This window comes from Nocardioides oleivorans (assembly GCF_004137255.1).
Lineage (GTDB): Bacteria > Actinomycetota > Actinomycetes > Propionibacteriales > Nocardioidaceae > Nocardioides > Nocardioides oleivorans.
In genome coordinates, this window is record NZ_SDWT01000004.1 from 47,818 (window position 1) to 69,607 (window position 21,790).

Genomic DNA, 21,790 nt, shown 5'->3' on the forward strand with positions numbered 1-21,790 from the left:
CGTTACGGGGCCAGCATCCGGATGCTGAGCGGGATGAGCTGTCCCGGCGTCTCGAACTCCGCGCCCTTGCCGAACGTGCGCACCGTGTTGTTCGCGAACGGGATGATGTCGGCGTCCTGCACGAGCTGCGCCTCGGCGCCGAGCCAGGTGTCGCAGGACGCCGTGCCGTCCATGCCCATCGCCTCGTCCACGTCCGCCTCGTAGTCGTCGCTGGCGATCGCGGAGAAGTTGGTGCCGTCCGGTGCGGCGGGTCCGGAGAGGAAGGGCACGAGCTGGTCGGGTGAGCTGACGTTGAGGCTGACCCAGGCCACGTCCCAGTCGCCGGCGGAGAAGATGGTGCCGGTCAGCTGCGTCTCGTTCTGGCTCTTGGCGGTGGCGTCGACGCCGATCGCCTTCCACTGCTGCACCACGAGCTCGGCGCCGGCGTCGCCGCTGCTGCCGAGGTCGTTCTGGTAGAGGAAGGTGACCGCCAGGGGCTCGCCGTCCTTCGTGCGTACGCCGTCACTCCCCTCCTGCCAGCCGGCCGCGTCGAGCAGGTCGGCGGCCGCCTCCGGGTCGTGGGCGGGCAGCGCGCCGGAGACCGAGTCACCCGGGCAGGCGACCGGCTCGTTGACCGCCAGGGTGGTGGCGGGGCCGCCGCGACCGGAGGTCACGACGCCGGCGAGCTCGGTGAGGTCGAGGGCCTGGGTGAGGGCCATCCGCACGTCGGGGTCGCTGGTGACGCGACCGTCGGCGTGGTTGTACCACTGCTCGCCGACCAGGCCGGTGGTCTCGGCGACGAACAGGCCCGACTTCTCCAGGCGGTCACCGTCGGGGCCGACGATCTGGGCGGCGTTGAGCCCGCCGGAGAGCAGGAGGTTGGCCGCGGTGGTCTCGTTCTCGACGACCTGGACCACGACCGTCGCGGGCAGGCCCTGCTCGTCGGTCGAGGCACCGCCCGGTCCCCACGTGTAGCCCTCGCGCAGCGTGTAGGTGTAGTGGTCGCCCGGCGCCGCCTCGGTGAGCTCGTAGGGGCCGGTGCCGCTGGTGGCCTGGGCCAGGCTGTCGCGGTCGTCCATGCCTCCGGGGCACACGATCGGCAGGCTGCCGAGGCCGTTGAGGACGAACGGCGAGGCCGTCTCCAGCGTCAGGGTGACCGTGCGCGACGCGTCGTCGCCCTCGGCCTTCGCGCCGACGGGGATGAAGGTGCCGAGGAACGGGCTCTGGTTCTCCGGGTCCGTCACGAAGTTGAGGCTGTCCGCGACGTCGGAGGCGGTGAGCTCGTCGCCGTCCGCACAGGTGATGCCGTCGGCGAGGGTGAGGCTGACCGTGGTGCCGTCGACGCTCCACTCCTCGGCGAGCTGGGAGCCGATCTCCCCCGTCTCGCCGTCGACGCTCACGAGCGGGTCGTAGGCGAACTGGCTCACGGCGAAGAGCGAGCTGCCGGCGCCCATCTGGGGGTCGAGGTTGCCCGGGTCCGACGACAGGCCCAGGGTGAACGTCGCGCCGTCGACGTACGACGCCTCACCACCGCCCGTGCCACCGCCCGTGCCGCCACCGCCTCCTCCTCCGCCTCCGCCTCCGCAGGCGGTGAGGGTGGCCGACAGGGCCAGGGCCAGTGCAGCCGGGCCGATCAGGGAGCGCGTCATGCCGGTCTCTCTTCCGTGGGGGTGCGGGTCAGGCGCCGGCGCGGCGGACGGCGCGGCCGAGGTGCAGGTAGAGGGCGCGGCCCTCGCCGTCGTCGCCGAGGAAGGCGTGCGGCATGTGCATCCCGCGGTCGGGCTCGACCGGGATCAGCATGTCGTCGCGGTAGGCCACCAGCTCGGAGCGCTCCACCTGGCCGCCGAGCTCGATGAACGCGCCCTTGGGGACCTGCTCGATCCAGATCCGGCCGTCGTCGTCCTGGCTGACCGTGAGGTCGAAGACGTCGGCGGAGTAGGTGCCGACGAACCGGCGGGCGTCGATGCGCTCGGGCTCGGCCGGCGGCTGCGGGAGCGCGGGGAGGTGGAGGTCGGAGATGCTGTCGAGCACCTGGCCGACGATCTCGTGGTAGAGCGAGATCATGTCTCCGCCGTTGGTCAGCAACGCCACGGCGACGCCCTCGCTGGGCACCATGCGGAGGAACGCGCCCTGGCCGACGGTGCTGCCGTCGTGCCCGACGATCGGGCCCTCGGGGGTGTCGAACCGCTCGAAGCCGAGTCCCCACGAGCTGCCCATCAGCCCGAGGTCGGGCAGGTCCACCTCGCGGGCCTGCATCCGTGCCGACGTGCCGGCCGCCAGGACGCGGGTCCCGTCGGCGGCCACGCCGTCCTCCATGTGCATGCGCGCGAAGGCGAGCAGGTCGCGCGGGCTCATCGACAGCATCGACCCGGCCGGGCTGTTGGAGCGCGCCATCGACCAGAACGGCGCCGGCTCGATCGCCCCGTCCGGACCGGACTCGACGTGGCCCATGGCGGCGCGGTGCATGATCGCCTCCTGCACGCTCGGTGCGGCGTGCGCCAGGCCGAGCGGCTCGATCAGGTGGTCGCGCAGCGCCTGGTCGTACGTCGTGCCCCGGACCACCTCGACGAGGCGGCCGAGCACGCAGTAGCCGGCGTTGTTGTAGGAGAACTGCTCGCCGGGCGCGAAGAGCTGGGGCGTGTCGGCGAGGGTCGCGACGAACTTCTCGACGCAGTCGTCCCCGACGCCGGTGTCGGTGAAGATGTCGCCCTCGAAGCCGGACGTGTGGTTGAGCAGCTGGTGGACGGTGATCGAGGCTGCGGCGTCATCGTCGGCGAGCCGGAGATCCGGGAGGTAGGTGCGCACCGGCGCGTCGAGGTCGACCAGGCCCTCGTCGACCAGCTGCATGACCAGGGTGCTGGTCCACAGCTTGGTGATCGACCCGATCTGGTAGACCGAGTCCGGGGTCGCGGTCACGCCGGTCGCGAGGTTGAGCACACCGTGTGCTCCGTCGACGACCTCCCCGCCCTCGAGGACGGCCCAGGCTGCCGACGGGACGCGGTGCTGCGCGAGCAGCTCGGGCAGGTGCTCCTCGAACCACGACTGGATGTGCGCCAGGTCACTCATGCCGCCACGGTAGGAACGGACACGCGCAGGGTGTTGGTGGCGCCGGACAAGCGGGAGGCCCTCGTCCGGTGGGATCGGACAAGTGCCGACCCGTCCGGGTCCGGGGGGGCTGCCGCTCGTCAGGTCCGGAGCGTCAACGTCTGGGCCATCGTTCCGAGCGGGCCGGACGCGTCGTGCAGGACGCTGCTGGTGAGTCCGAGGCCGGTCGCGCCGAACGAGACGGTCGCGTCGAAGCCGACCCACTCCCCGACCGGCTCGCGCAGCAGGTGCGCGGTGAGGTCGAGGTTGGGGAACGAGACGTCGCGCGGGTCGGCGCGCACGGTCATGCCGTTGACGATGTCGAGCATGCCGGCCGTCCGGGCGAGGGTGCTCACGTCCTCCCCTGCGATGAGGGGCTCCGACGTGCGCGCCCAGACCACGGCGCGTCCCGGCGCGGACTGCTGGCGCCGGACGTCGACCGAGGCGATGAAGCCACCCGGCCAGACCGTCGTGGGATCCCACGCCGGCACCTCGTCCGGGGCGGGCACGTGGGCGAGGTGGCTCCCCGCGATCGCCGCGGTGTCGCTGGCGCGGCTCAGCCAGGCACGCAGCGTCACGACCGCACGACCGCCGTGGGCCAGGGTGGCCTCGACGAGCTCGATGGTCCGGCCGGGGCGCACGACGCGCACCGACGTGGCGACCTCGGCCATCGGCACGGTGCCCCGGATGTCGTACGACAGCCGGCTCACCAGCAGCCCGTCGTCCCGCCGCGCGTCCCGGTCCTGCTCGAGCACGTGGACGAGCAGGCCGAGCGCGGGGGCGATGTGCTGCTCGTCGGTGTTCCAGGCGCCGCCGACGTGGCGGCTGGGCTCGAACGTGTCCGTGCCGGTGCGCTCGAAGTAGGCCATCTCGCCGGCCTAGAGGTTCGCGCCCAGCACGTCGATCACGAAGACGAGCGTGGATCCGGCAGGGATGTCTCCGGAGTCCTGGTCGCCGTAGGCCTTGTCCGCCGGGATGATCAGCATCACGCGGCTGCCGACGGTGACTCCCTCGAGGCCCTCCACCCAGCCGTCGATCAGGCTCCCCTTGGTCAGCGGGAACGCGACCGGCTCGCCCGAGTAGGACTCGTCGAACGCCTCGCCGTTGCCGTAGACGGTGCCGAAGTAGTCCACGGTCACGTTGTCGTCAGCGGCGACGGCGTCGCCCGAGCCCTCGACCAGGGTGATGACCTGGAGCTCGTCGCTCGGGGTCTTCGGCGCGTCGTCGAAGCCGATGCCGGTGACGACGCCGTCCTCCTCGGTGACGGTGGGCGCGTCGGCCGGCGGCTCGACCGCGTCGCCGTCGGGGCCGTCGAGCGGGTCCTGGGTCATCGAGATCAGGTCGAGCACCATGACGAGGTCGTCGGCGCCCTTCATGCCGTACTGCGACGCCTGGCCGCTGCCGACGAGGTCCTCGACCTGGAGCGCGATCGCGACGCGGGTGCCGATCTTCGCCCCGACGACGGCGTCGGTGATGAAGGGAGCCTGCTGGGCCAGGTCGAGCTTCTGCGGGGCGGTCTCGGCGTAGTTCCCCGACACGTCCGTGCCGTCCTTGGCGAAGACGATCCGGAAGCGGTAGTTGACGCTGCTGTCGTCGGCCACCTCCTCGCCGGAGCCAGGGATGACGACGGCGCTCACCGGCTCGTCGACCGAGAGGTCGTCGGCGACCTCGATCTCCGGCTCCTGACCGAAGTCGCCGGTGACGGTCACCCCGTCGAGGGCAGCGGTGTCCGCGGGTCCCGACGACGGGCTGGACGAGGTCTCCGACGACGTGTCCGAGGCGGAGTCGCCCTCGTCGGTGCTGGAACAGGCAGTCGCGCCCAGGGCCAGCACGATGCTGGCGGTGAGTGCGGCGATGGGGCGGTGGCTCACGTACGTCCTCTGCGTCGGTGGTCATGACCGCGTGGCCATGCAAGACCCCGTCAGGGTAGGTGGCGAGGTTGAGGGGACCATGTGCCGGTCCTGTGAGCGACCTTGGTAGGACGTCGCGGCCGGAGCACGGCACCTAGGCTCCGGTGCCATGCAGTGGTGGCAGCGCGAGATCTCACGTCAGCTCCTGGCCAGCATCGGGATCGTGGTCGGGCTCCTGACCCCCGGTGAGTCGCTGCTCGTCTTCCTGGCGTCGTGGGACCTGTACGCCCTGCTCTACCTGGCCCTCACCTGGGCCGCGGTCCGTCGAGGCGGGCTGACCGGGCTCACTGCGATGGCACGCCAGTCACGCCGGATGTCGCGCGCCGAGCGGTGGTTCGCCACCACGCCGGAGAGCTTCGCGCAGGCCGCCGCCATGGTCGCGCTCGTGTCGGTGCTCCTGGTGATGCCGCGGGCCGACGACCAGGCGGCCGCCGAGTCCTACGTGCTGGCCGTCTGCCTGCTCGCGGTCGTCACGGCGTGGATGGTGCTGCAGGCCGGGTTCCTGATGGCCTACGTCGGCCTCCACAGCGAGCACCGCGGGCTGGCCTTCCCCGAGGGTGCCGAGCCCGGCGTCGTGGACTACCTCTACTTCACCGTCGCGGTGGGGACGACATTCGGCACCACCGACGTCGAGGTGCGGCACTCCGCGCTCCGGCGACAGGTGCTCACCCACGGGGTGCTGGCCTTCGTGTTCAACACCCTCGTGCTGACGGTGGCGATCACGTTCACGACCAACTACCTGGGGTGAGCACCCGCCTCGGGTGCCTGGGGATCAGTCGTCGAAGGCGTCGACGACGGCCTGGTCGATCGTCTTGACGGGACCGGTGAACCAGTTCTTCGCCGACACGTTCCACCAGATCGCGAGCAGCGCGAGCACGGCGATGACCATGATCGGTGCGTAGTTCACGGCCGCCCAGTCGAACTCGTCGCGCCACGGCGCGCCGAACGGCGAGGTCGGGAGCATCAGCACGATGCCGACCACGACGATCTCGATGGTGGCCACGAGGTTCATCCACTTGTACTTGCTGCCGTTGTTCCAGCTGCCGACCTCGAACGAGTCGCCGGCGCGCCAGCGCAGGAAGATCGGGACGGCGAAGGAGAAGTAGAGGCCGATGACCGACACCGAGGTGACTGCGTAGAAGGCGGTCGGGATGCCGTTGACCGACTTCAGGGCCGGGAGCGTGATGATCGCGCCCAGGACGGCGGCGAAGATGACGGCGTTGGCCGGGGTGCGCTGGGCGTTGACCTTCGACCACAGGCGCGACCCGGGGACCGCGCGGTCGCGGCTGAAGGCGAACATCATCCGCGACGTCGACGTTAGGCAGGCGGTCGCGCAGAAGAGCTGGGCGCACGAGGAGATGAAGAGCAGCAGGCCGCCCCACGTCGAGCCGAGCGCGGCGTCGAAGACGTAGGCCACACCGCCGGCGGGGATGCTCGCGTAGTCCGGCGCACCGTCGACCTGCGGGATCGCGAACGTCACCGCGAGCAGCAGGATGTAGCCGCCGACGGCCGAGTAGAAGATCGACTGCCAGATGGCGCGGGCCGCGGTCTTCGCCGCGCCCTGGGTCTCCTCGGAGAGGTGCACGGAGGCGTCGAAGCCGGTGATCGTGTACTGCGTGAGGATGAAGCCGAACGGGATGATCGCGAAGAAGAAGACGAGGCTGCTCGTCGACCCGTCGGCCCAGCCGGAGCCGTTGTAGGTGTCGGTGAAGACCTGGGAGACGCTGAGGTGCTGGTCGGGGACGATGACCAGCACGAGCACGAGGAACGCCGCACCGGCGACGTGCCACCACACGGAGACGTTGTTGATGAGCGCGAGCAGGTGGCTGGAGAAGATGTTGACCACCGTGATGAAGACCAGGATCACGAGGAAGATCACGAAGACCGTGTTGAGCGAGAACTCGTCCATCCAGCCCCACGCCAGGAACGTGAGCTCGAAGAACGTCGCGCACCCGTAGGCGACCGACGCGGTCACCGCGACCAGACCGATCAGGTTGAGCCATCCGGTGAAGAACCCGGCCGCCGGGCCGCCGAGCTTGGACGCCCAGTAGTAGATGCCGCCCGAGGTCGGCATGGCCGAGACCAGCTCCGACATCGTGAAGCCGATGATCAGGATGAAGACCGAGATGATCGGCCACGACCACGAGATCGAGACCGGACCGCCGTTGGCGATGCCGGCGCCGTAGGTCGTCAGGCAGCCGGCGAGGATCGAGATGATCGAGAACGAGATGGCGAAGTTGGAGAAGCCCGACCAGGAGCGGGAGAGCTCCTGCTTGTAGCCGAGCTTGGCCAGGTGTTCCTCGTCCTCGGTCAGGTGTCGCTCGGCAGCAGGCTCAGCAGACATGTCGCACCTCTCGCGGCGTCAGTGGGTGGTCGGCAACCTAGACCCGGCCGGACGGCGTTGTGAAGAGCCCTGACGAGAACTGACGGAAATTGGTATGAACTCCGACCATTGACTGTGCAGGTCGTCACCCGGAGACTGGCCCGCATGACCGCCCAGCCGCACGAGCACCTCACGGCGGCGGTGTTGCGGCCGGTGCGCGGACACCATGCGTTCGAGGGCTGCGTCGAGCAGCTCGCGACCGCGATCCGCCTCGGTGTCTATCCCGTCGGGAGCCTCCTGCCGCCCGAGCGCGAGCTGGCCGAGCGCCTCGCCGTCAGCCGTGCGACGCTGCGCGAGGCGATCGCCGCGCTGCGCCAGGCCGGACTGATCGAGACCAGGCGCGGTCGCGGCGGCGGGTCGTCGGTCACGTCGCAGGCGCGGGCCCGGTTCACCGGTCTCTCGCGGGTCTCGGCGGCCACGAAGTCCGAGTGGCTGGACGCCCTCGAGTTCCGTCGCGTCGTCGAGCCCGGCGCGGCCCACCTCGCTGCGGGCCACGAGCTGGCCGAGGCGGACCGCGACCAGCTGGTCACCGCCGAGGCTGCGGTCGCCGGCGCCTCCGGCAAGCGGGCGCACCGCCAGGCCGACTCCCGGCTGCACCTCACGATCGCCTCGCTCAGCGGCTCGGCCCTGCTCCAGGAGGCGGTGACGTCGGTCCAGTCCACCCTCGACCAGATGCTCGGCGCGATCCCGGCGCTCGAGACCAACATCGGCCACTCCCACCAGCAGCACCGCCTGCTCTGCAAGGCCATCCTCGCCGGGCGCCCGGAGCGCGCCCGGACCGTGATGGAGGACCACTGCGACGACACGGCCGCGCTGCTGCGCGGCCTGCTCGTCTGACGCCCGACCGCAACGCCCACGACGTACGACCACTGCCAGCGAGACGGAGAGCACGTGAGCACACGCAACGATCGCCACCTGACCATGGACGCGCTGCGCCAGCGCATCGACTCCGGCGACGTGGACACGGTCGTCCTCGCCTTCACCGACATGCAGGGCCGGCTCCAGGGCAAGCGGCTGCACGGGCAGTACTTCCTCGACCACGTCGTCGGGCACGGCACCGAGGGCTGCAACTACCTCCTCGCGGTCGACGTCGACATGAACACCGTCGACGGCTACGCCATGACGTCGTGGGACCAGGGCTACGGCGACATGGAGTTCGTCCTGGACGAGCAGACCATCCGGCTCCTGCCCTGGCTGCCGGCGACCGCGATGGTCCAGTGCGACCTCGAGTGGGCCGACCACCGACCGGTCGTCGCGTCGCCGCGGGCCATCCTCAAGGCGCAGCTCGACCGCCTCGCCGAGCGCGGCATGGTCGCCCTCGCCGGGACCGAGCTCGAGCTCGTCGTCTACGACGACACCTACGAGGAGGCCTTCCGCAAGGGCTACCGCGACCTCACGCCGGCCAACCAGTACAACGTGGACTACTCGATCCTCGGCACGACGCGCGTCGAGCCCTTCCTGCGCGACATCCGCAACCACATGTACGCCGCCGGGATGGACGTCGAGGGCGCGAAGGGCGAGTGCAACTTCGGGCAGCACGAGGTCGGCTTCCTCTTCAACGAGGCACTCACGACGGCCGACAACCACGTCGTCTACAAGAACGCCGCCAAGGAGATCGCCGCCCAGCACGGCCGGTCCGTGACCTTCATGGCCAAGCCGAACCAGCGCGAGGGCAACTCCTGTCACATCCACCTGTCGCTGCGCGGCGCCGACGGCGAGCTCGTCTTCTGGGACGACGAGGCCGGAGGGCGTACGCCGCTCTACGACAGCTTCATCGCCGGCGTCCTGGCGACGGCGGCGGACTTCACGCTCTTCTTCGCGCCCAACATCAACTCCTACAAGCGGTTCGCCGACGGCTCGTTCGCCCCGACGACGCTCGGCTGGGGGCTCGACAACCGCACCTGCGCCGTACGCCTCGTGGGTCGCGGAGCGGGTGCGCGGATGGAGAACCGCATCCCCGGCGCCGACGCCAACCCCTACCTCGCGCTCGCCGCCATGATCGCGGGCGGCCTGCACGGCATCGAGCAGGGCCTCGAGCTCGAGCCCGAGCTGACCGGCAACGCCTACGCCTCCGACAAGCCCCGCGTGCCGAGCACGATGGGCGAGGCTCGGGCGCGGTTCCACGGCTCCGCGATCGCACGTGGGGCCCTGGGCGACGAGGTCGTCGACCACTACGCCAACATGGCCGACGTCGAGCTCGCGGCCTACAACGCTGCCGTCACCGACTGGGAGCTCGTCCGCGGATTCGAGAGGCTGTGAGGCACGACATGACCACCCTGATCAACCCGAGCACCGGCGTCGAGCTGGAGTCCTCCCCCTCACCGGCGACGCTCGAGGAGGCCGACGCCGCCATCGCCCGGGCGCACGACGCGTTCCCCGCGTGGCGCGACGTCGCCCCCGGTGAGCGGGCCCGGCTGCTGCGCGCCTTCGCCGCCGTCGTCGACGCCCACGTCGAGGAGCTCGCCCAGCTCGAGGTGCTCAACGCGGGGCACACCATCGGCAACGCGCGCTGGGAGGCCGGCAACGTCCGCGACTGCCTCAACTACTACTCCGCCGCGCCGGAGCGCCTCTTCGGTCGTCAGATCCCGGTGGCGGGCGGCACCGACGTCACCTTCCACGAGCCGCTCGGAGTCGTCGGGATCATCGTGCCGTGGAACTTCCCGATGCCCATCGCGGCCTGGGGTTTCGCGCCGGCACTGGCCGCGGGCAACACGGTGGTCCTGAAGCCGGCCGAGCTCACACCGCTGACCGCGATCCGGATCGGTCAGCTGGCGCTCGAGGCCGGCCTGCCCGAGGGCGTGCTCACCATCGTCCCCGGCAAGGGCTCGGTCGTCGGCGAGCGCTTCGTGACCCACCCGCTCGTGCGCAAGGTCTGCTTCACCGGCTCGACGACCGTCGGCAAGCAGATCATGCGCGGCTGCGCCGACCAGGTGAAGCGGGTGACGCTGGAGCTCGGCGGCAAGAGCGCGAACATCGTCTTCGCCGACACCGACGTGGCCGCGGCGGCGGCGAGTGCGCCGTACGCCGTCTTCGACAACGCCGGCCAGGACTGCTGCGCCCGGTCGCGGATCCTCGTCCAGCGGTCGGCGTACGACGAGTTCGTGGGGCGGCTGGAGACCTCGGTCCAGGCGCTGCGGGTCATCGACCCGGCCGACGAGCAGAGCGAGATGGGACCGATGGTGTCGTCCGGTCAGCGCGACTCCGTGCAGGCCTACCTCGACGGCGCCCGCATCGCCTTCACCGGCAGCGCGCCCGATGGGCCGGGCTGGTGGCTGCCGCCGACGGTCGTCGAGTCGACCGACACGAGCGAGGCGATCTGGCGCGAGGAGGTCTTCGGGCCGGTCGTCGCGGTGATGCCGTTCGACGACGAGGACGAGGCCGTCGCGCTGGCCAACGACACCGACTACGGGCTGTCCGGGTCGATCTTCACCGCCGACGTGGGCCGCGCGCTGCGGGTCTCGCGACGCGTGGACGCCGGCAACCTCTCGGTCAACAGTCACTCCTCGGTCCGCTACTGGACGCCCTTCGGCGGCTACAAGCAGTCCGGCCTCGGCCGCGAGCTCGGCCCGGACGCGCCGAACGCGTTCACCGAGGAGAAGAACGTCTTCATCGCCCACTGAGACCCCGCACCCACGACACACCGGAAAGAAGGCACACAGACATGGCAGGACGCATCGAGGGCCGCACGGCCGTCGTCACCGGCGGGTGCAGCGGCATCGGGCTCGCGACCGTGCGCCGTTTCGTCGAGGAGGGCGCGCGCGTCGTCATCGGCGACATCGACGACGCCGCGGGCGAGGCGCTGGCCGCCGAGCTCGGCGGGCCCGACGTGGTCACCTACGTCCACGTCGACGTCACGTCCAAGGACGAGGTCGACGCCCTCTTCAGGACGGCCAAGGACACCTACGGCTCGGTCGACATCGCCTTCAACAACGCCGGCATCAGCCCGCCGGAGGACGACTCGATCCTCGACACCGACCTCGACGCGTGGCGCAAGGTGCAGGAGGTCAACCTCACCAGCGTCTACCTCTGCTGCAAGGCAGCGCTGCCCTACATGCTCGAGCAGAAGCGCGGCTCGATCATCAACACCGCGTCGTTCGTCGCGGTGATGGGCGCGGCCACGTCGCAGATCTCCTACTCCGCCTCCAAGGGCGGCGTGCTGTCGATGTCGCGCGAGCTCGGCGTGCAGTTCGCCCGCGAGGGCGTCCGGGTCAACGCCCTGTGCCCGGGGCCGGTCAACACCCCCCTGCTCAAGGAGCTGTTCGCCAGCGACGAGGAGCGCGCCGCCCGCCGCCTCGTGCACGTGCCGATGGGCCGCTTCGGCGAGCCCGAGGAGATGGCCAACGCGGTGCTCTTCCTCGCCTCCGACGAGTCGAGCTTCATGACCGCCAACACCTTCCTCGTGGACGGCGGGATCTCCGGCGCCTACGTCACCCCGCTCTGAGCCCGGGTCCGAGGCACCTCGCATGGACGCACCCGTCGTCGGGCTGACGACCTACCGCCAGCAGGCCGCGTGGGGCGTCTGGGACACCCGCGCGGACCTGCTGCCGACGGAGTACGCCGTCGCGGTCGAGGTCGCGGGCGGCGTGCCCGTGCTGCTGCCGCCGGTCGGCTCCCCCGGTGCGGCGGCCCGGGTGGTGGCGGCGATCGACGCGCTCGTCGTCTCGGGCGGTGCGGACGTGGATCCCCGGCAGTACGGCGCGGAGCCGCACGAGCGGACCGCGGGCTGGCAGCCCGAGCGCGACGCCTGGGAGCTCGCGCTGCTGACGGCCGCGGAGGCGGCTGGGACGCCCGTGCTCGGGATCTGCCGGGGCATGCAGCTCATGGCCGTGCACGCCGGGGGCACGCTCGACCAGCACACGCCCGACCTGGTCGGCCACGAGACGCACTCGCCCGGCGGCGACGCCTACGGCACCGTCGACGTGGCGACCGAGCCCGGATCGCGCCTGGCGACCCTCGTCGGCCGGCAGGTCGAGGTGAGCTGCCACCACCACCAGTCGGTGGCGACCCACCCCGGCTTCACCGCCGTGGCGCGCGCGGCCGACGGGACGCTGGAGGCGATGGAGGCGGTGGGCGAGCGCTACTGCCTCGCCGTGCAGTGGCACCCCGAGACCCGGGTCGAGATCGGGCTCATGGCGGGTCTGGTGGCGGCCGCTCGCGACCACGCGGCGTCCCGCTAGCGCGACGCCCGCTCGCGCTGCCGTCGCAGCGTCGCCGGCAGGGTGAGCACCAGCGCGAGCCCGACGCCGAGGAACATGCCGATCGAGTTGGCGGCGACGTCGCGCGGGTCGGACACGCGTCCGGGGATGGTCTTCTGGACGCTCTCGATCATCGAGGTGAGCACGATGCCGGCGATCAGCGCGACGAACCACAGCCTGGTCCCGACGAGGAGCAGCAGGAAGACCCCGAGCGGGACGAAGAGGCCGATGTTGGCCAGGAACTCGACCCGCTCGATGCTCAGCCGGCTCGAGAGCGGGTCGAGGTCGGGGTAGCGCTCGAGCCGCGCCAGGATCCGTGCCGCCAGGCCCTGGTAGTCGGGCTGGTCCGAGCCGGGGGTCAGCGTCACCAGGGCGATGAAGGCGAGGTAGGCGAGGCTGAGCAGGCTGAGGAAGGGATGGCGGTGCAGCACGCGCCCATCATGGCGGTAGGCACCACGGATCAGCCGAAGCGGACGCCCGTCAGCTCCCCCGACACCTCCCACAGCCGCGCCGCGTCGTCGTCGGGGCGCATCGGCGACCAGGGCGCCTGCGGTCCGGGCGGGCCGCCGGCGTTGCCGGGCCACTGCGGGCCGTAGAAGCCGGCGTCGTCGCCCGTCGTGACGGCCATCAGCGCCGGCAGCCCGGCGGTCTCGACGGTGCCGACGAGGAGCCCGTGGCCGGACAGCCAGCGGATCACCTTCACGCTCGTCGTGTCCCCCGACCGGCCCAGCTCGGGCCGGGCGGCGAGCAGGCTGGTCGGGGCGACGCCGGGGTGCGAGACGTTGCTCGTGATCCCCCATCCCGCGGCTGCGCTGCGCCGGCTGAGCTCGAGCCCGAACAGGGCGCACGCGATCTTCGACTGGCGGTAGGCCGCCATCCCGTCGTACGACCGCTCCCAGTCGACGTCGTCCCAGTGGATGGAGCCGCGCCGGGCCGCGACGCTCGACTGCGACGTCACGCGCGCCCGGCCCGCCCGCAGCAACGGCAGCAGTCGCGCGGTCAGGGCGAAGTGGCCGAGGTGGTTGGTGCCGAGCTGGAGCTCGTGGCCGTCGGCGGTCGTCTGCCGCTCCGGCGGGGTCATCACGCCCGCGTTGTTGATCATCAGGTGGATCGGCTCGCCGCCGGCGACGAGCGTCTCCCCGAGCGCCGCGACCGAGTCGAGCGACGAGAGGTCGAGGTCGTGCAGCACCACCCGCGCCCCGGGCACGCGGGCACGGATCGTGCCCGCGGCGGCCTCGCCCTTGGCACGGTTGCGCACCGGCAGCACCACCTCGGCGCCGGCACCGGCCAGCGAGGCGGCCATGCCGAGGCCCATCCCGTCGCTGGCGCCGGTGACGAGGGCGCGCTGGCCGGTCAGGTCGGGAAGGGTGAGGTCGTACGTCCTGGGCACGGTCGCTCCTGTGGTGGGTCGTGGTCGGTGTCCCATCCAGCGTGGCCGAGGATCCGGCTCCCATCCACGGCCCGCTGATCCGTGGATACGGATCGACCGACCGGAGAGGATGGGCCCCATGATCGATCGCACCGGGCTGGCCGACTTCCTGCGCCGCCGCCGGGAGGCCCTGCAGCCGGAGGACGTCGGCCTCCCGCGCGGGGCACGCCGGCGTACTCCCGGGCTGCGGCGCGAGGAGGTCGCCGCGCTGAGCCACATGTCGACCGACTTCTACTCCCGCCTCGAGCGCGAGCGCGGACCGCAGCCGTCGGAGCAGATGGTCGCCTCGATCGCCCAGGGGCTCCACCTCTCGCTCGACGAGCGCGACCACCTCTTCCGGCTGGCGGGGCACCGACCGCCGACGCGCGAGGCCGCCGGCGACCACGTCTCCCCCGGGATGCTGCGGATCTTCGACCGCCTCGGCGACACGCCGGCCGAGATCGTCACCGAGCTGGGCGAGACGCTGCGCCAGACCCCGCTCAGCGTCGCCCTGGTCGGCGACGCGACACACTGGACCGGGCCGGCACGGAGCATCGGGTTCCGCTGGTTCACCGAGCCGGGCGCCCGGCTGCTGCACCCGCCGGAGGACCACGAGCACTTCTCCCGCATGTACGCCTCGGGGCTGCGCGGCGTGCTGACGCTGCGGGGCCCGGACTCGCGGGCGGCGCACCTCACCGAGCTGCTGCTGGGGCGGAGCGAGGAGTTCCGGCACTACTGGGAGCTGCACGAGGTCGGGATCCGGCCGGAGGAGGTCAAGCGCTACCTCCACCCGTCGGTCGGGGCGCTCGAGCTGAGCTGCCAGGTCGTCCAGGACCCGTTCCAGTCCCACCACCTGCTCGTCCACACCGCCACGCCCGGCACCCCCAGCCACGAGGGACTGCGGCTGCTCGCCGCCGTCGACGCGCCCGCACCTGCCTGACCCGGTGCCGGGACGTCGGTGCCCTCGGGGATGCTCTCTCCATGACCCGCGTCCACCTCTCCCGCCTGCCCGGCGAGCGGGTGCGGGTGAGCGAGGGCGGGAAGTCGTCCGAGATCGACCTCGGCGACCTGGCGTCGTACGTCGCCGGGCGCGAGCCCGAGGGGCCGCGGTGGGTCTGGGACGACACGGCGCGGTGGTACCCGCTCCTCCTCGCCGCCGGCGTCCGCGTGGCGCGCTGCCACGACCTGCGGCTGTGCCACCACCTGCTGCGCCGCGCCCCGGCGGTCGACGCGTCGCTGCTCGCCGGTCCGGAGTCGTCCCAGTGGGAACGGCTCGGGCCGGTGGTCCCGAGCGACCCCGTGCTTTTCAGCTCCGACGACGCCGCCGAGCACCTGAGCGCCGACCTCGAGGACGCCCGCCAGCTCGCGGCCGTCGAGGACTCGCCCGACGCCACCCGGCTGGGGCTACTCGTCGCGGCCGAGTCGTCGGGGGCGCTGGCGGCCGCCGAGATGACGTACGCCGGTGTGCCCTGGCGCGTCGACGTGCACGAGGAGCTGCTCACCGGCCTGCTCGGGCGCCGTCCACCCCGTGGTGCGCGACCGCAGCTGCTGGAGGAGGCCGCCGGTGACGTACGACGCCTCCTGTCCGCGCCCGGCCTCAACCCCGACTCCCGGCCCGAGCTGCTCGCCGCGCTGAGGCGCAACGGCATCGAGCTGACCGACACACGGGCGCACTCGCTCCGCTCCGTCGACCACCCGGTGGTCGAGCCGCTGCTGCGCTACAAGAAGCTGGCGCACCTGTTCTCCACCAACGGCTGGGCGTGGATCGACGAGTGGGTGCGCGACGGACGGTTCCGGCCGTCCTACCAGCCGGCCGGCTCGGCGACCGGGCGCTGGTCGTCCAACGGGGGCGGTGCACTCTCGTTCCCCCAGCAGGTGCGCTCGGCGGCCGTCGCCGACGAGGGGTGGGTCCTGGTGGTCGCCGACGTGGCCCAGCTCGAGCCACGCGTGCTCGCCGGGATGAGCGGTGACCGGGCGCTGGCGCGGGCCGCCCGCGGCGCCGACCTCTACCAGGGCATGGTCGACGACGGCGCGGTCGAGACCAGACAGCACGCCAAGCTCGGCCTGCTCGGCGCGATGTACGGCGCGACCAGCGGCGAGAGCGGCCGGCTGCTGGCCGACCTCACCCGCCGCTACCCCGCCGCCTTCGGGCTGGTCGAGGAGGCGGCTCGGGCCGGAGAGCGCGGCCAGGTCGTCCGCACGCTGCTCGGCCGGGGCTGCCCCGCGCTCGGTGCCGGCTCGTGGGACGAGTCGCCCGACGCGCCGCCGGCCGACCTCGACGACCAGGACCGGCACCGTCGCGCCTACGGCCGTTTCACCCGCAACTTCGTCGTCCAGGGCACGGCCGCCGAGTGGGCGTCGTGCTGGCTGGCCGACCTCCGCAACCGGCTCTGGAGGCTCGGCGCCGACGGTCCGCTGGAGTCCCGCCCGCACCTGGTGTTCTTCCTGCACGACGAGGTCGTCGTGCACTCCCCCGCTGCGCTGGCCGACGCCGTCGCGGCGGAGGTCGCCTCGGCGGCCACGACGGCGGGACGGCTGCTCTTCCGCGAGCTGCCGGTCGACTTCCCGCTGAACGTCTCGGTCGTGCGGTCCTACGCGGAGGCCGGCAAGCCGCTGTGAGTCATCTCTCCCCGTGAGCGGCGAGCCGACCACCCGGTTTGCCTCGACGGCGAGAATCTTGATGGGGTCGCCGGATGGCTACGCCTACAACTGAACCCCTGACCGAACCGCCGGCCGACCTCCGGACCCGGCCCACCGAGACTCCTGCGGACGACCCCCACCCCGCGCTCGACGCTGCCATCGAGCCCGTCGAGCCCCGCGGGTCGGGCCTCGACAAGGTCGTCTTCGGCGTCACGGCGGCGATCGCGGTGGCCTTCCTCGTGTGGGGCCTGGTGAGCACCTCCTCGCTCAGCACCGCCGCCGGCGAGGGCCTCACCTGGACGATGACCAACACCGGCTGGCTCTTCGTGCTCACCGCCTCGGCCTTCGTGGTCTTCGTGATCTGGCTGGCGATGGGCCGCTTCGGCAACATCCCGCTCGGTCGCGACGACGAGGAGCCGGAGTTCCGGACGGTGTCGTGGATCGCGATGATGTTCAGCGCCGGCATGGGCATCGGACTGATGTTCTACGGCGTCAGCGAGCCCGTCAGCCACTTCGCGACTCCCCCGCCCGGCACCGGCGACACCGGCAGCGCCCAGACCGCGATGGCGACCACCCTCTTCCACTGGACGCTCCACCCCTGGGCGATCTACGCCGTCGTCGGCCTCTCCATCGCGTACGGCTCCTTCCGCAAGGGCCGCGTCCAGCTGATCAGTGCCGCGTTCGAGCCGCTGCTCGGCGAGCGCGCGCACGGCCCTGCCGGCAAGGTCATCGACATGCTCGCGATCTTCGCGACGCTCTTCGGGTCCGCCGCCTCGCTGGGCCTCGGAGCCCTGCAGATCCGCTCCGGCCTCGAGATCGTCGGCGGCCTCGGCGCCGGCGGCAACGCGCTGCTCGTCGGGATCATCGCCGTGCTCACGGTGGCGTTCGTGCTGTCCGCGGTCTCCGGCGTCGCCAAGGGCATCCAGTGGCTGTCCAACATCAACATGGTCCTGGCCCTGGCGCTCGCGGTCTTCGTGTTCGTCGTCGGCCCGACCGTCTTCATGCTCAACCTGCTCCCGACCGCGCTCGGCAGCTACGTCGACCAGCTCCCCGAGATGGCGGCGCGCACCGGTGCCGAGGGCGCGGCCGTGAGCGAGTGGCTCTCTGGCTGGACGGTCTTCTACTGGGCGTGGTGGCTCTCGTGGACGCCCTTCGTCGGCATGTTCATCGCGCGCATCTCACGCGGGCGCACCATCCGCCAGTTCGTCACCGGCGTGCTCCTCGTGCCGAGCCTGGTGAGCCTGGTCTGGTTCGCCGTCTTCGGTGGCGCAGCGATCAGGCTCCAGCAGGACGGGGTCGACATCGCCGGCGCCGGCGGCATCGAGTCGCAGCTGTTCACCGTGCTCGACCAGTTCCCCTTCGCGACCGTGTCGAGCATCCTGGTCATGGTCCTGGTGGCGATCTTCTTCGTCTCCGGTGCCGACGCCGCGTCCATCGTGATGGGCTCGCTGTCCGAGCACGGCGCCGAGGAGCCGCGCAGGCCGACCGTCGTCTTCTGGGGCGTCGCGACCGGCCTCGTCGCGATCGTGATGCTCCTGGCCGGTGGCGCCGACGCGCTCAACGGCCTGCAGTCGATCACGATCATCGCGGCCCTGCCGTTCGTCCTCGTGATGGTCGCGCTCGCCGTCGCGCTGGTGAAGGACCTCTCGTCCGATCCTCTCGTCGTCCGCCGCCAGTACGCCATCGACGCGGTCGAGGCCGCGGTCGTCACCGGCGTCACCGAGCACGGCGACGACTTCGTGCTGTCGGTCGAGAAGGACCCGGAGGCCTGACGGCCCTAGGCTCGTGCCCATGATCGCCCCGCTCAGAGTCGGCTTCGTGACCGGCGCGACCCCCGACAAGTGGGCGCGCAGCTGGCGCGCCGGCAGGCGTGAGTCGCTGCACCTCGTGCAGACGACCGAGGCGGAGCAGGTCGACGGGGTGCAGGACGGAAGTCTCGACATGGCCATCGTCCGGCTCCCCGTCGACCAGAACGGTCTCCACTGCGTCCGGCTCTACGACGAGCTGCAGGTCGCCGTGGCCTCGCGCGAGCACCTCCTGGCCGCAGCCGACGACGAGGTCATGACGGCCGACCTCGACGACGAGCAGCTCGTCCGCCCCCACGCGAGCGGCTGGGCGCCGTCGGCCGAGCAGCTGGCGTGGCCGCCGATGTCGGAGCAGGAGGCGATCGAGACGGTCGCCGCCGGGACGGGCGTGGTCGTCGTGCCGATGTCGGTGGCCCGGCTCCACCAGCGCAAGGACGTCGTCAGCCGGGTCGTGTCCGACCTCGGGCCCACGACCATCGCGCTCGTGTGGCGGATCGACCGGGACGACGAGGTCACCCAGGCGTTCGTCGGCGTCACGAAGGGCCGGACGCCCCGGACCTCGCGCTGAGCTCCGTCAGTCGCCGAAGACGGTCAGCACCACGATCAGGCCGACCACCAGGAGCAGGGTCGGCATCAGCGTCCAGAAGTAGCGCGTGTCGAAGTACTTCTTCTTGGCGTCCGGGTCCCAGGGACCCTGCTTCTCGTGGCTGCCGGGGTTGATGATCATGCCCCACCTTGTCACAGTCGCGTCAGGGATGCCCTGACCCACACGTGTCCGACGCCCGGCCCGTCCGCGCGCCGATCGCGGGCAGCTACTCGGACACGTGTCCGATCGAGGCGAGTGCGCGACCGACCAGCAGGAGCGGTAGCGAGGCCACGAGCATCAGGGGCGTCGCGATGATGATGCCGACCAGGAACAACCCGGACTCGTCCTGCGACGACCACCACAGGTAGAGCGTGACGACCGCGGACACGACGCCCGGCGCCGCCAGCACCCAGAGCCGGGAGCGGGCGCCTGCCAGCGCTCCCGCGACCACGCATCCCAGTGCGACGGTGACGAACCAGGCCACGTGCCTCGCGTCGCTGGCCGTCCCGTCGACGGGGGAGATCCACAGGAGCCACGCGAGCGGTGGGACGGCGAGGACGACGACGAGTGCTGCGAGGCGGGAGCGGTTGGGCGGTGTGTCCATGGGGCGAGTCTCCGTCGTCGGTGGAGCCCGGACGTGAGCCTGCGTACTCACGTACGACGGCGCTCGCCGACCTGGGTCAGTCGCGGTGCTTGCCGCGGCGCGAGTGCGGGGTGGCGAGCACGGCCTCGACCTTGTTCTGGTCGTAGACCTCCCCGAGCCAGTCGAACAGCTCGCGCAGGACCTCCGGGTCCGCGACGTAGTCGTCGTAGCGCACGTGGAAGACCGAGTCGCCCAGCGTCTGCGCCGCGGCCAGCATCTTGTCCTCGATCGCGCGCACCTGGCCGAGCGGGTCGTCCTTGTGGGTCCAGTAGTTGCTGGCGGCGACGTCCTCGAGGTTGCGGGTGTTCAGCACGAACCGGGCACCGGGGAAGACCTGCCGGAGGAACGCGAGGTAGTCGGAGAGGTCCTCGTCGTACCAGCGGATCTCCTTGAAGCCGCTGACGCGCGTGTCGTGCTCGGGTCGCAGCAGCGTGGCCTCAGCGAGCACCCGGATCTGCTGGAGCGAGGCGACCTCGGGAAAGCCCTCGATGCCGAACCACGGGTGCGTCGGCTGGCTGGCCCGCTCGGCGTCGACGCGGTCGCGCTCGGCCAGCCCGCTCCGGTGGAAGTCGTAGAGGTGCCGCATCGCGTGGCGGTTCTCCCCGCGCAGCAGCCAGCCCGGGATCGAGTTCAGGATGCCCATCAGCAGCGTCGATCCCGACCTGCCGTAGGTCATCACGAAGACGTAGTCGCGCTCCTTCACCGAGCTCACCACCGTCACCAGGACCGGTCGAGCGGGCGGCCCTCGTGGAAGCCGGCGGCCGACTGGATCCCGACCAGCGCACGCTCGTGCAGCTCGGCGAGGTCGCGCGCACCGGCATAGGTGCACGACGACCGGACACCGGAGCAGATCTGGTCGATCAGGTCCTCGACCCCGGGACGCTGCTGGTCGAGGTACATCCGCGAGGACGAGATGCCCTCCTCGTAGAGGCCCTTGCGGGCCCGGTCGTACGACGACTCGCCGGAGGTCCGGTTGGCCACCGCCCGCGCGGAGGCCATCCCGAAGGAGACCTTGAAGGGTCGGCCGTCGGCGTCGTGCATGAGGTCGCCGGGCGACTCGTGGGTGCCGGCGAACCACGAGCCGATCATCACCGACGAGGCGCCGGCGGCCAGCGCGAGCGCGACGTCGCGAGGGTGGCGTACCCCCCCGTCGGCCCAGACGTGCTTGCCGAGCTCGCGCGCCGCCGTGGCGCACTCGAGGACGGCGGAGAACTGCGGACGGCCGACGCCGGTCATCATCCGGGTGGTGCACATCGCGCCCGGCCCGACGCCGACCTTGACGATGTCGGCCCCGGCCTCGATCAGCGCGCGGGTGCCCTCGGCGGAGACGACGTTGCCGGCCGCGACCGGGACGTCCGGCGCGAGCGACCGCACCGCCTGGAGCGCCTGGACCATCCGGTCCTGGTGGCCGTGGGCGGTGTCGACGACGAGGCAGTCGACACCGGCGGCGAGGAGCTCGGAGGCGCGGTCCTTCACCTCGCCGTTGACGCCGACGGCAGCCGCGATCCGGAGCCCACCGGAGGGGTCGACCGCCGGGCTGTAGAGCGTGGCGCGCAGCGCGCCGAGCCGGGTCAGCACGCCGACCAGCTCGCCGGTCTCGGAGACGGCGACGGCCAGGGGCGCCTTGGCGCGCTCGATGGCGTCGTACACCTCGCGCGGGTCGGTGGTCGCCGACACCGTCACGACGGCCTGGCTCATCACCGAGCCGACCTGGGCGAAGCGGTCGACCTCGGCGCAGTCGGCCTCGGACACGACGCCCACCGGGCGACCGTCCTGCACGACGACGGCGGCCCTGTGCGCGCGCTTGGGGATCAGCGACAGCGCCTCGGCGACGGTCTGGTCGGGGCGCAGCTCGATCGGCGTGTCGAAGACGGTGTGGCGCTGCTTGACCCACGCCACCACGTCGGCGACGACGGGGATCGGGATGTCCTGCGGGATCACCGTGATGCCGCCGCGACGTGCGACGGTCTCGGCCATCCGCTTGCCTGCGATCGCCGTCATGTTGGCGACGACGAGCGGCAGGGTGGCCCCGGTGCCGTCGGAGGTGGCGAGGTCGACGTCGTAGCGGCTCGCGACGCTCGAGGAGCGCGGGACCATGAAGACGTCGTCGTAGGTCAGGTCGTGGGGCGGCGTCGCGCCGTCGAGGAACTGCACGTG

Annotated in this window: 21 protein-coding genes; 10 read left to right on the plus strand and 11 right to left on the minus strand. The window is 71.7% G+C overall.

Annotated elements, in window-relative coordinates; translation table 11 throughout:
* Positions 1 to 2 precede the first annotated feature (2 nt).
* The 4 genes from EUA93_RS19985 to EUA93_RS20000 form a co-directional block, all read right to left on the minus strand.
* Complete coding sequence (locus EUA93_RS19985; RefSeq protein WP_129402104.1) at positions 3 to 1,628, minus strand: ABC transporter substrate-binding protein; 1,626 nt, start codon at positions 1,626 to 1,628, stop codon at positions 3 to 5.
* A gap of 28 nt (positions 1,629 to 1,656) precedes the next feature.
* Positions 1,657 to 3,045, minus strand: a complete 1,389-nt coding sequence (locus EUA93_RS19990; protein ID WP_129402105.1) for a serine hydrolase domain-containing protein — start codon at positions 3,043 to 3,045, stop codon at positions 1,657 to 1,659.
* 119 nt (positions 3,046 to 3,164) lie between these two features.
* The gene (locus tag EUA93_RS19995; RefSeq protein ID WP_129402106.1) at positions 3,165 to 3,932 is read right to left on the minus strand and encodes a thioesterase family protein; all 768 of its coding nucleotides are present in this window, start codon (positions 3,930 to 3,932) and stop codon (positions 3,165 to 3,167) included.
* Between the two features lie 9 nt (positions 3,933 to 3,941).
* Positions 3,942 to 4,934 carry an FKBP-type peptidyl-prolyl cis-trans isomerase gene (locus EUA93_RS20000; protein WP_129402107.1) on the minus strand — a complete coding sequence of 331 codons (993 nt, stop codon included), beginning with the start codon at positions 4,932 to 4,934 and terminating at the stop codon, positions 3,942 to 3,944.
* Positions 4,935 to 5,082: 148 nt separating this feature from the next.
* Here EUA93_RS20000 and EUA93_RS20005 point away from each other — a divergent pair, with 148 nt between their 5' ends.
* Complete coding sequence (locus tag EUA93_RS20005) at positions 5,083 to 5,721, plus strand: DUF1345 domain-containing protein (protein ID WP_129402108.1); 639 nt, start codon at positions 5,083 to 5,085, stop codon at positions 5,719 to 5,721.
* Positions 5,722 to 5,745: 24 nt separating this feature from the next.
* On the opposite strand, the gene EUA93_RS20010 is transcribed toward EUA93_RS20005, so the two are convergent.
* Entirely contained in the window at positions 5,746 to 7,317 is a 1,572-nt protein-coding gene (locus tag EUA93_RS20010) for an amino acid permease (RefSeq protein WP_129402109.1), read from the minus strand.
* Between the two features lie 144 nt (positions 7,318 to 7,461).
* Here EUA93_RS20010 and EUA93_RS20015 point away from each other — a divergent pair, with 144 nt between their 5' ends.
* Genes EUA93_RS20015 through EUA93_RS20035 form a run of 5 tightly spaced genes read left to right on the plus strand, consistent with a single transcriptional unit; the run spans position 7,462 to position 12,533 of the window.
* Positions 7,462 to 8,193, plus strand: coding sequence for a FadR/GntR family transcriptional regulator (locus EUA93_RS20015; RefSeq protein WP_129402110.1), 732 nt, complete (start codon positions 7,462 to 7,464; stop codon positions 8,191 to 8,193).
* Between the two features lie 54 nt (positions 8,194 to 8,247).
* Entirely contained in the window at positions 8,248 to 9,615 is a 1,368-nt protein-coding gene (locus EUA93_RS20020) for a glutamine synthetase family protein (protein ID WP_275937896.1), read from the plus strand.
* An 8-nt stretch (positions 9,616 to 9,623) separates the two neighbouring features.
* Positions 9,624 to 10,976: an aldehyde dehydrogenase family protein gene (locus EUA93_RS20025; RefSeq protein ID WP_129402111.1), complete on the plus strand. Its 1,353-nt coding sequence runs from the start codon at positions 9,624 to 9,626 to the stop codon at positions 10,974 to 10,976.
* Positions 10,977 to 11,017: 41 nt separating this feature from the next.
* Positions 11,018 to 11,797 carry a 3-oxoacyl-ACP reductase gene (locus tag EUA93_RS20030; protein ID WP_129402112.1) on the plus strand — a complete coding sequence of 260 codons (780 nt, stop codon included), beginning with the start codon at positions 11,018 to 11,020 and terminating at the stop codon, positions 11,795 to 11,797.
* Positions 11,798 to 11,819: 22 nt separating this feature from the next.
* A complete protein-coding gene (locus EUA93_RS20035) occupies positions 11,820 to 12,533 on the plus strand; it encodes a gamma-glutamyl-gamma-aminobutyrate hydrolase family protein (protein ID WP_129402113.1) in 714 nt (237 codons plus the stop codon).
* Here EUA93_RS20035 and EUA93_RS20040 read toward each other — a convergent pair.
* On the minus strand, positions 12,530 to 12,982 hold the full coding sequence (locus EUA93_RS20040) for a VanZ family protein (RefSeq protein ID WP_165355244.1): 453 nt from the start codon (positions 12,980 to 12,982) through the stop codon (positions 12,530 to 12,532). The two genes, EUA93_RS20035 and EUA93_RS20040, sit on opposite strands and share 4 nt — an antisense overlap.
* Before the next feature lie 29 nt (positions 12,983 to 13,011).
* On the minus strand, positions 13,012 to 13,941 hold the full coding sequence (locus EUA93_RS20045) for an SDR family oxidoreductase (protein WP_129402115.1): 930 nt from the start codon (positions 13,939 to 13,941) through the stop codon (positions 13,012 to 13,014).
* Positions 13,942 to 14,059: 118 nt separating this feature from the next.
* Between EUA93_RS20045 and EUA93_RS20050 the strand changes: the two genes are divergently transcribed.
* The 4 genes from EUA93_RS20050 to EUA93_RS20065 all read left to right on the plus strand — a co-directional run bounded on the left by EUA93_RS20050 (position 14,060) and on the right by EUA93_RS20065 (position 18,972).
* Positions 14,060 to 14,899, plus strand: coding sequence for a helix-turn-helix transcriptional regulator (locus EUA93_RS20050; RefSeq protein ID WP_129402116.1), 840 nt, complete (start codon positions 14,060 to 14,062; stop codon positions 14,897 to 14,899).
* A gap of 41 nt (positions 14,900 to 14,940) precedes the next feature.
* Complete coding sequence (locus EUA93_RS20055; protein ID WP_129402117.1) at positions 14,941 to 16,578, plus strand: bifunctional 3'-5' exonuclease/DNA polymerase; 1,638 nt, start codon at positions 14,941 to 14,943, stop codon at positions 16,576 to 16,578.
* Between the two features lie 74 nt (positions 16,579 to 16,652).
* Entirely contained in the window at positions 16,653 to 18,371 is a 1,719-nt protein-coding gene (locus EUA93_RS20060; RefSeq protein WP_129402118.1) for a BCCT family transporter, read from the plus strand.
* Between the two features lie 19 nt (positions 18,372 to 18,390).
* Positions 18,391 to 18,972 (plus strand): LysR substrate-binding domain-containing protein, encoded by a 582-nt coding sequence (locus tag EUA93_RS20065; protein WP_129402119.1) that lies wholly within the window; start codon positions 18,391 to 18,393, stop codon positions 18,970 to 18,972.
* A gap of 6 nt (positions 18,973 to 18,978) precedes the next feature.
* Here the strand turns inward: EUA93_RS20065 and EUA93_RS21700 are convergent, their stop codons facing one another.
* The 4 genes from EUA93_RS21700 to EUA93_RS20080 all read right to left on the minus strand — a co-directional run bounded on the left by EUA93_RS21700 (position 18,979) and on the right by EUA93_RS20080 (position 21,787).
* On the minus strand, positions 18,979 to 19,131 hold the full coding sequence (locus tag EUA93_RS21700; RefSeq protein WP_165355245.1) for a hypothetical protein: 153 nt from the start codon (positions 19,129 to 19,131) through the stop codon (positions 18,979 to 18,981).
* A gap of 85 nt (positions 19,132 to 19,216) precedes the next feature.
* Positions 19,217 to 19,594, minus strand: coding sequence for a hypothetical protein (locus tag EUA93_RS20070; protein ID WP_129402120.1), 378 nt, complete (start codon positions 19,592 to 19,594; stop codon positions 19,217 to 19,219).
* 76 nt (positions 19,595 to 19,670) lie between these two features.
* Positions 19,671 to 20,345, minus strand: a complete 675-nt coding sequence (locus tag EUA93_RS20075) for a sulfotransferase family protein (RefSeq protein WP_129402121.1) — start codon at positions 20,343 to 20,345, stop codon at positions 19,671 to 19,673.
* A gap of 5 nt (positions 20,346 to 20,350) precedes the next feature.
* Positions 20,351 to 21,787, minus strand: coding sequence for a GuaB1 family IMP dehydrogenase-related protein (locus tag EUA93_RS20080; protein ID WP_129402122.1), 1,437 nt, complete (start codon positions 21,785 to 21,787; stop codon positions 20,351 to 20,353).
* Positions 21,788 to 21,790 lie beyond the last annotated feature (3 nt).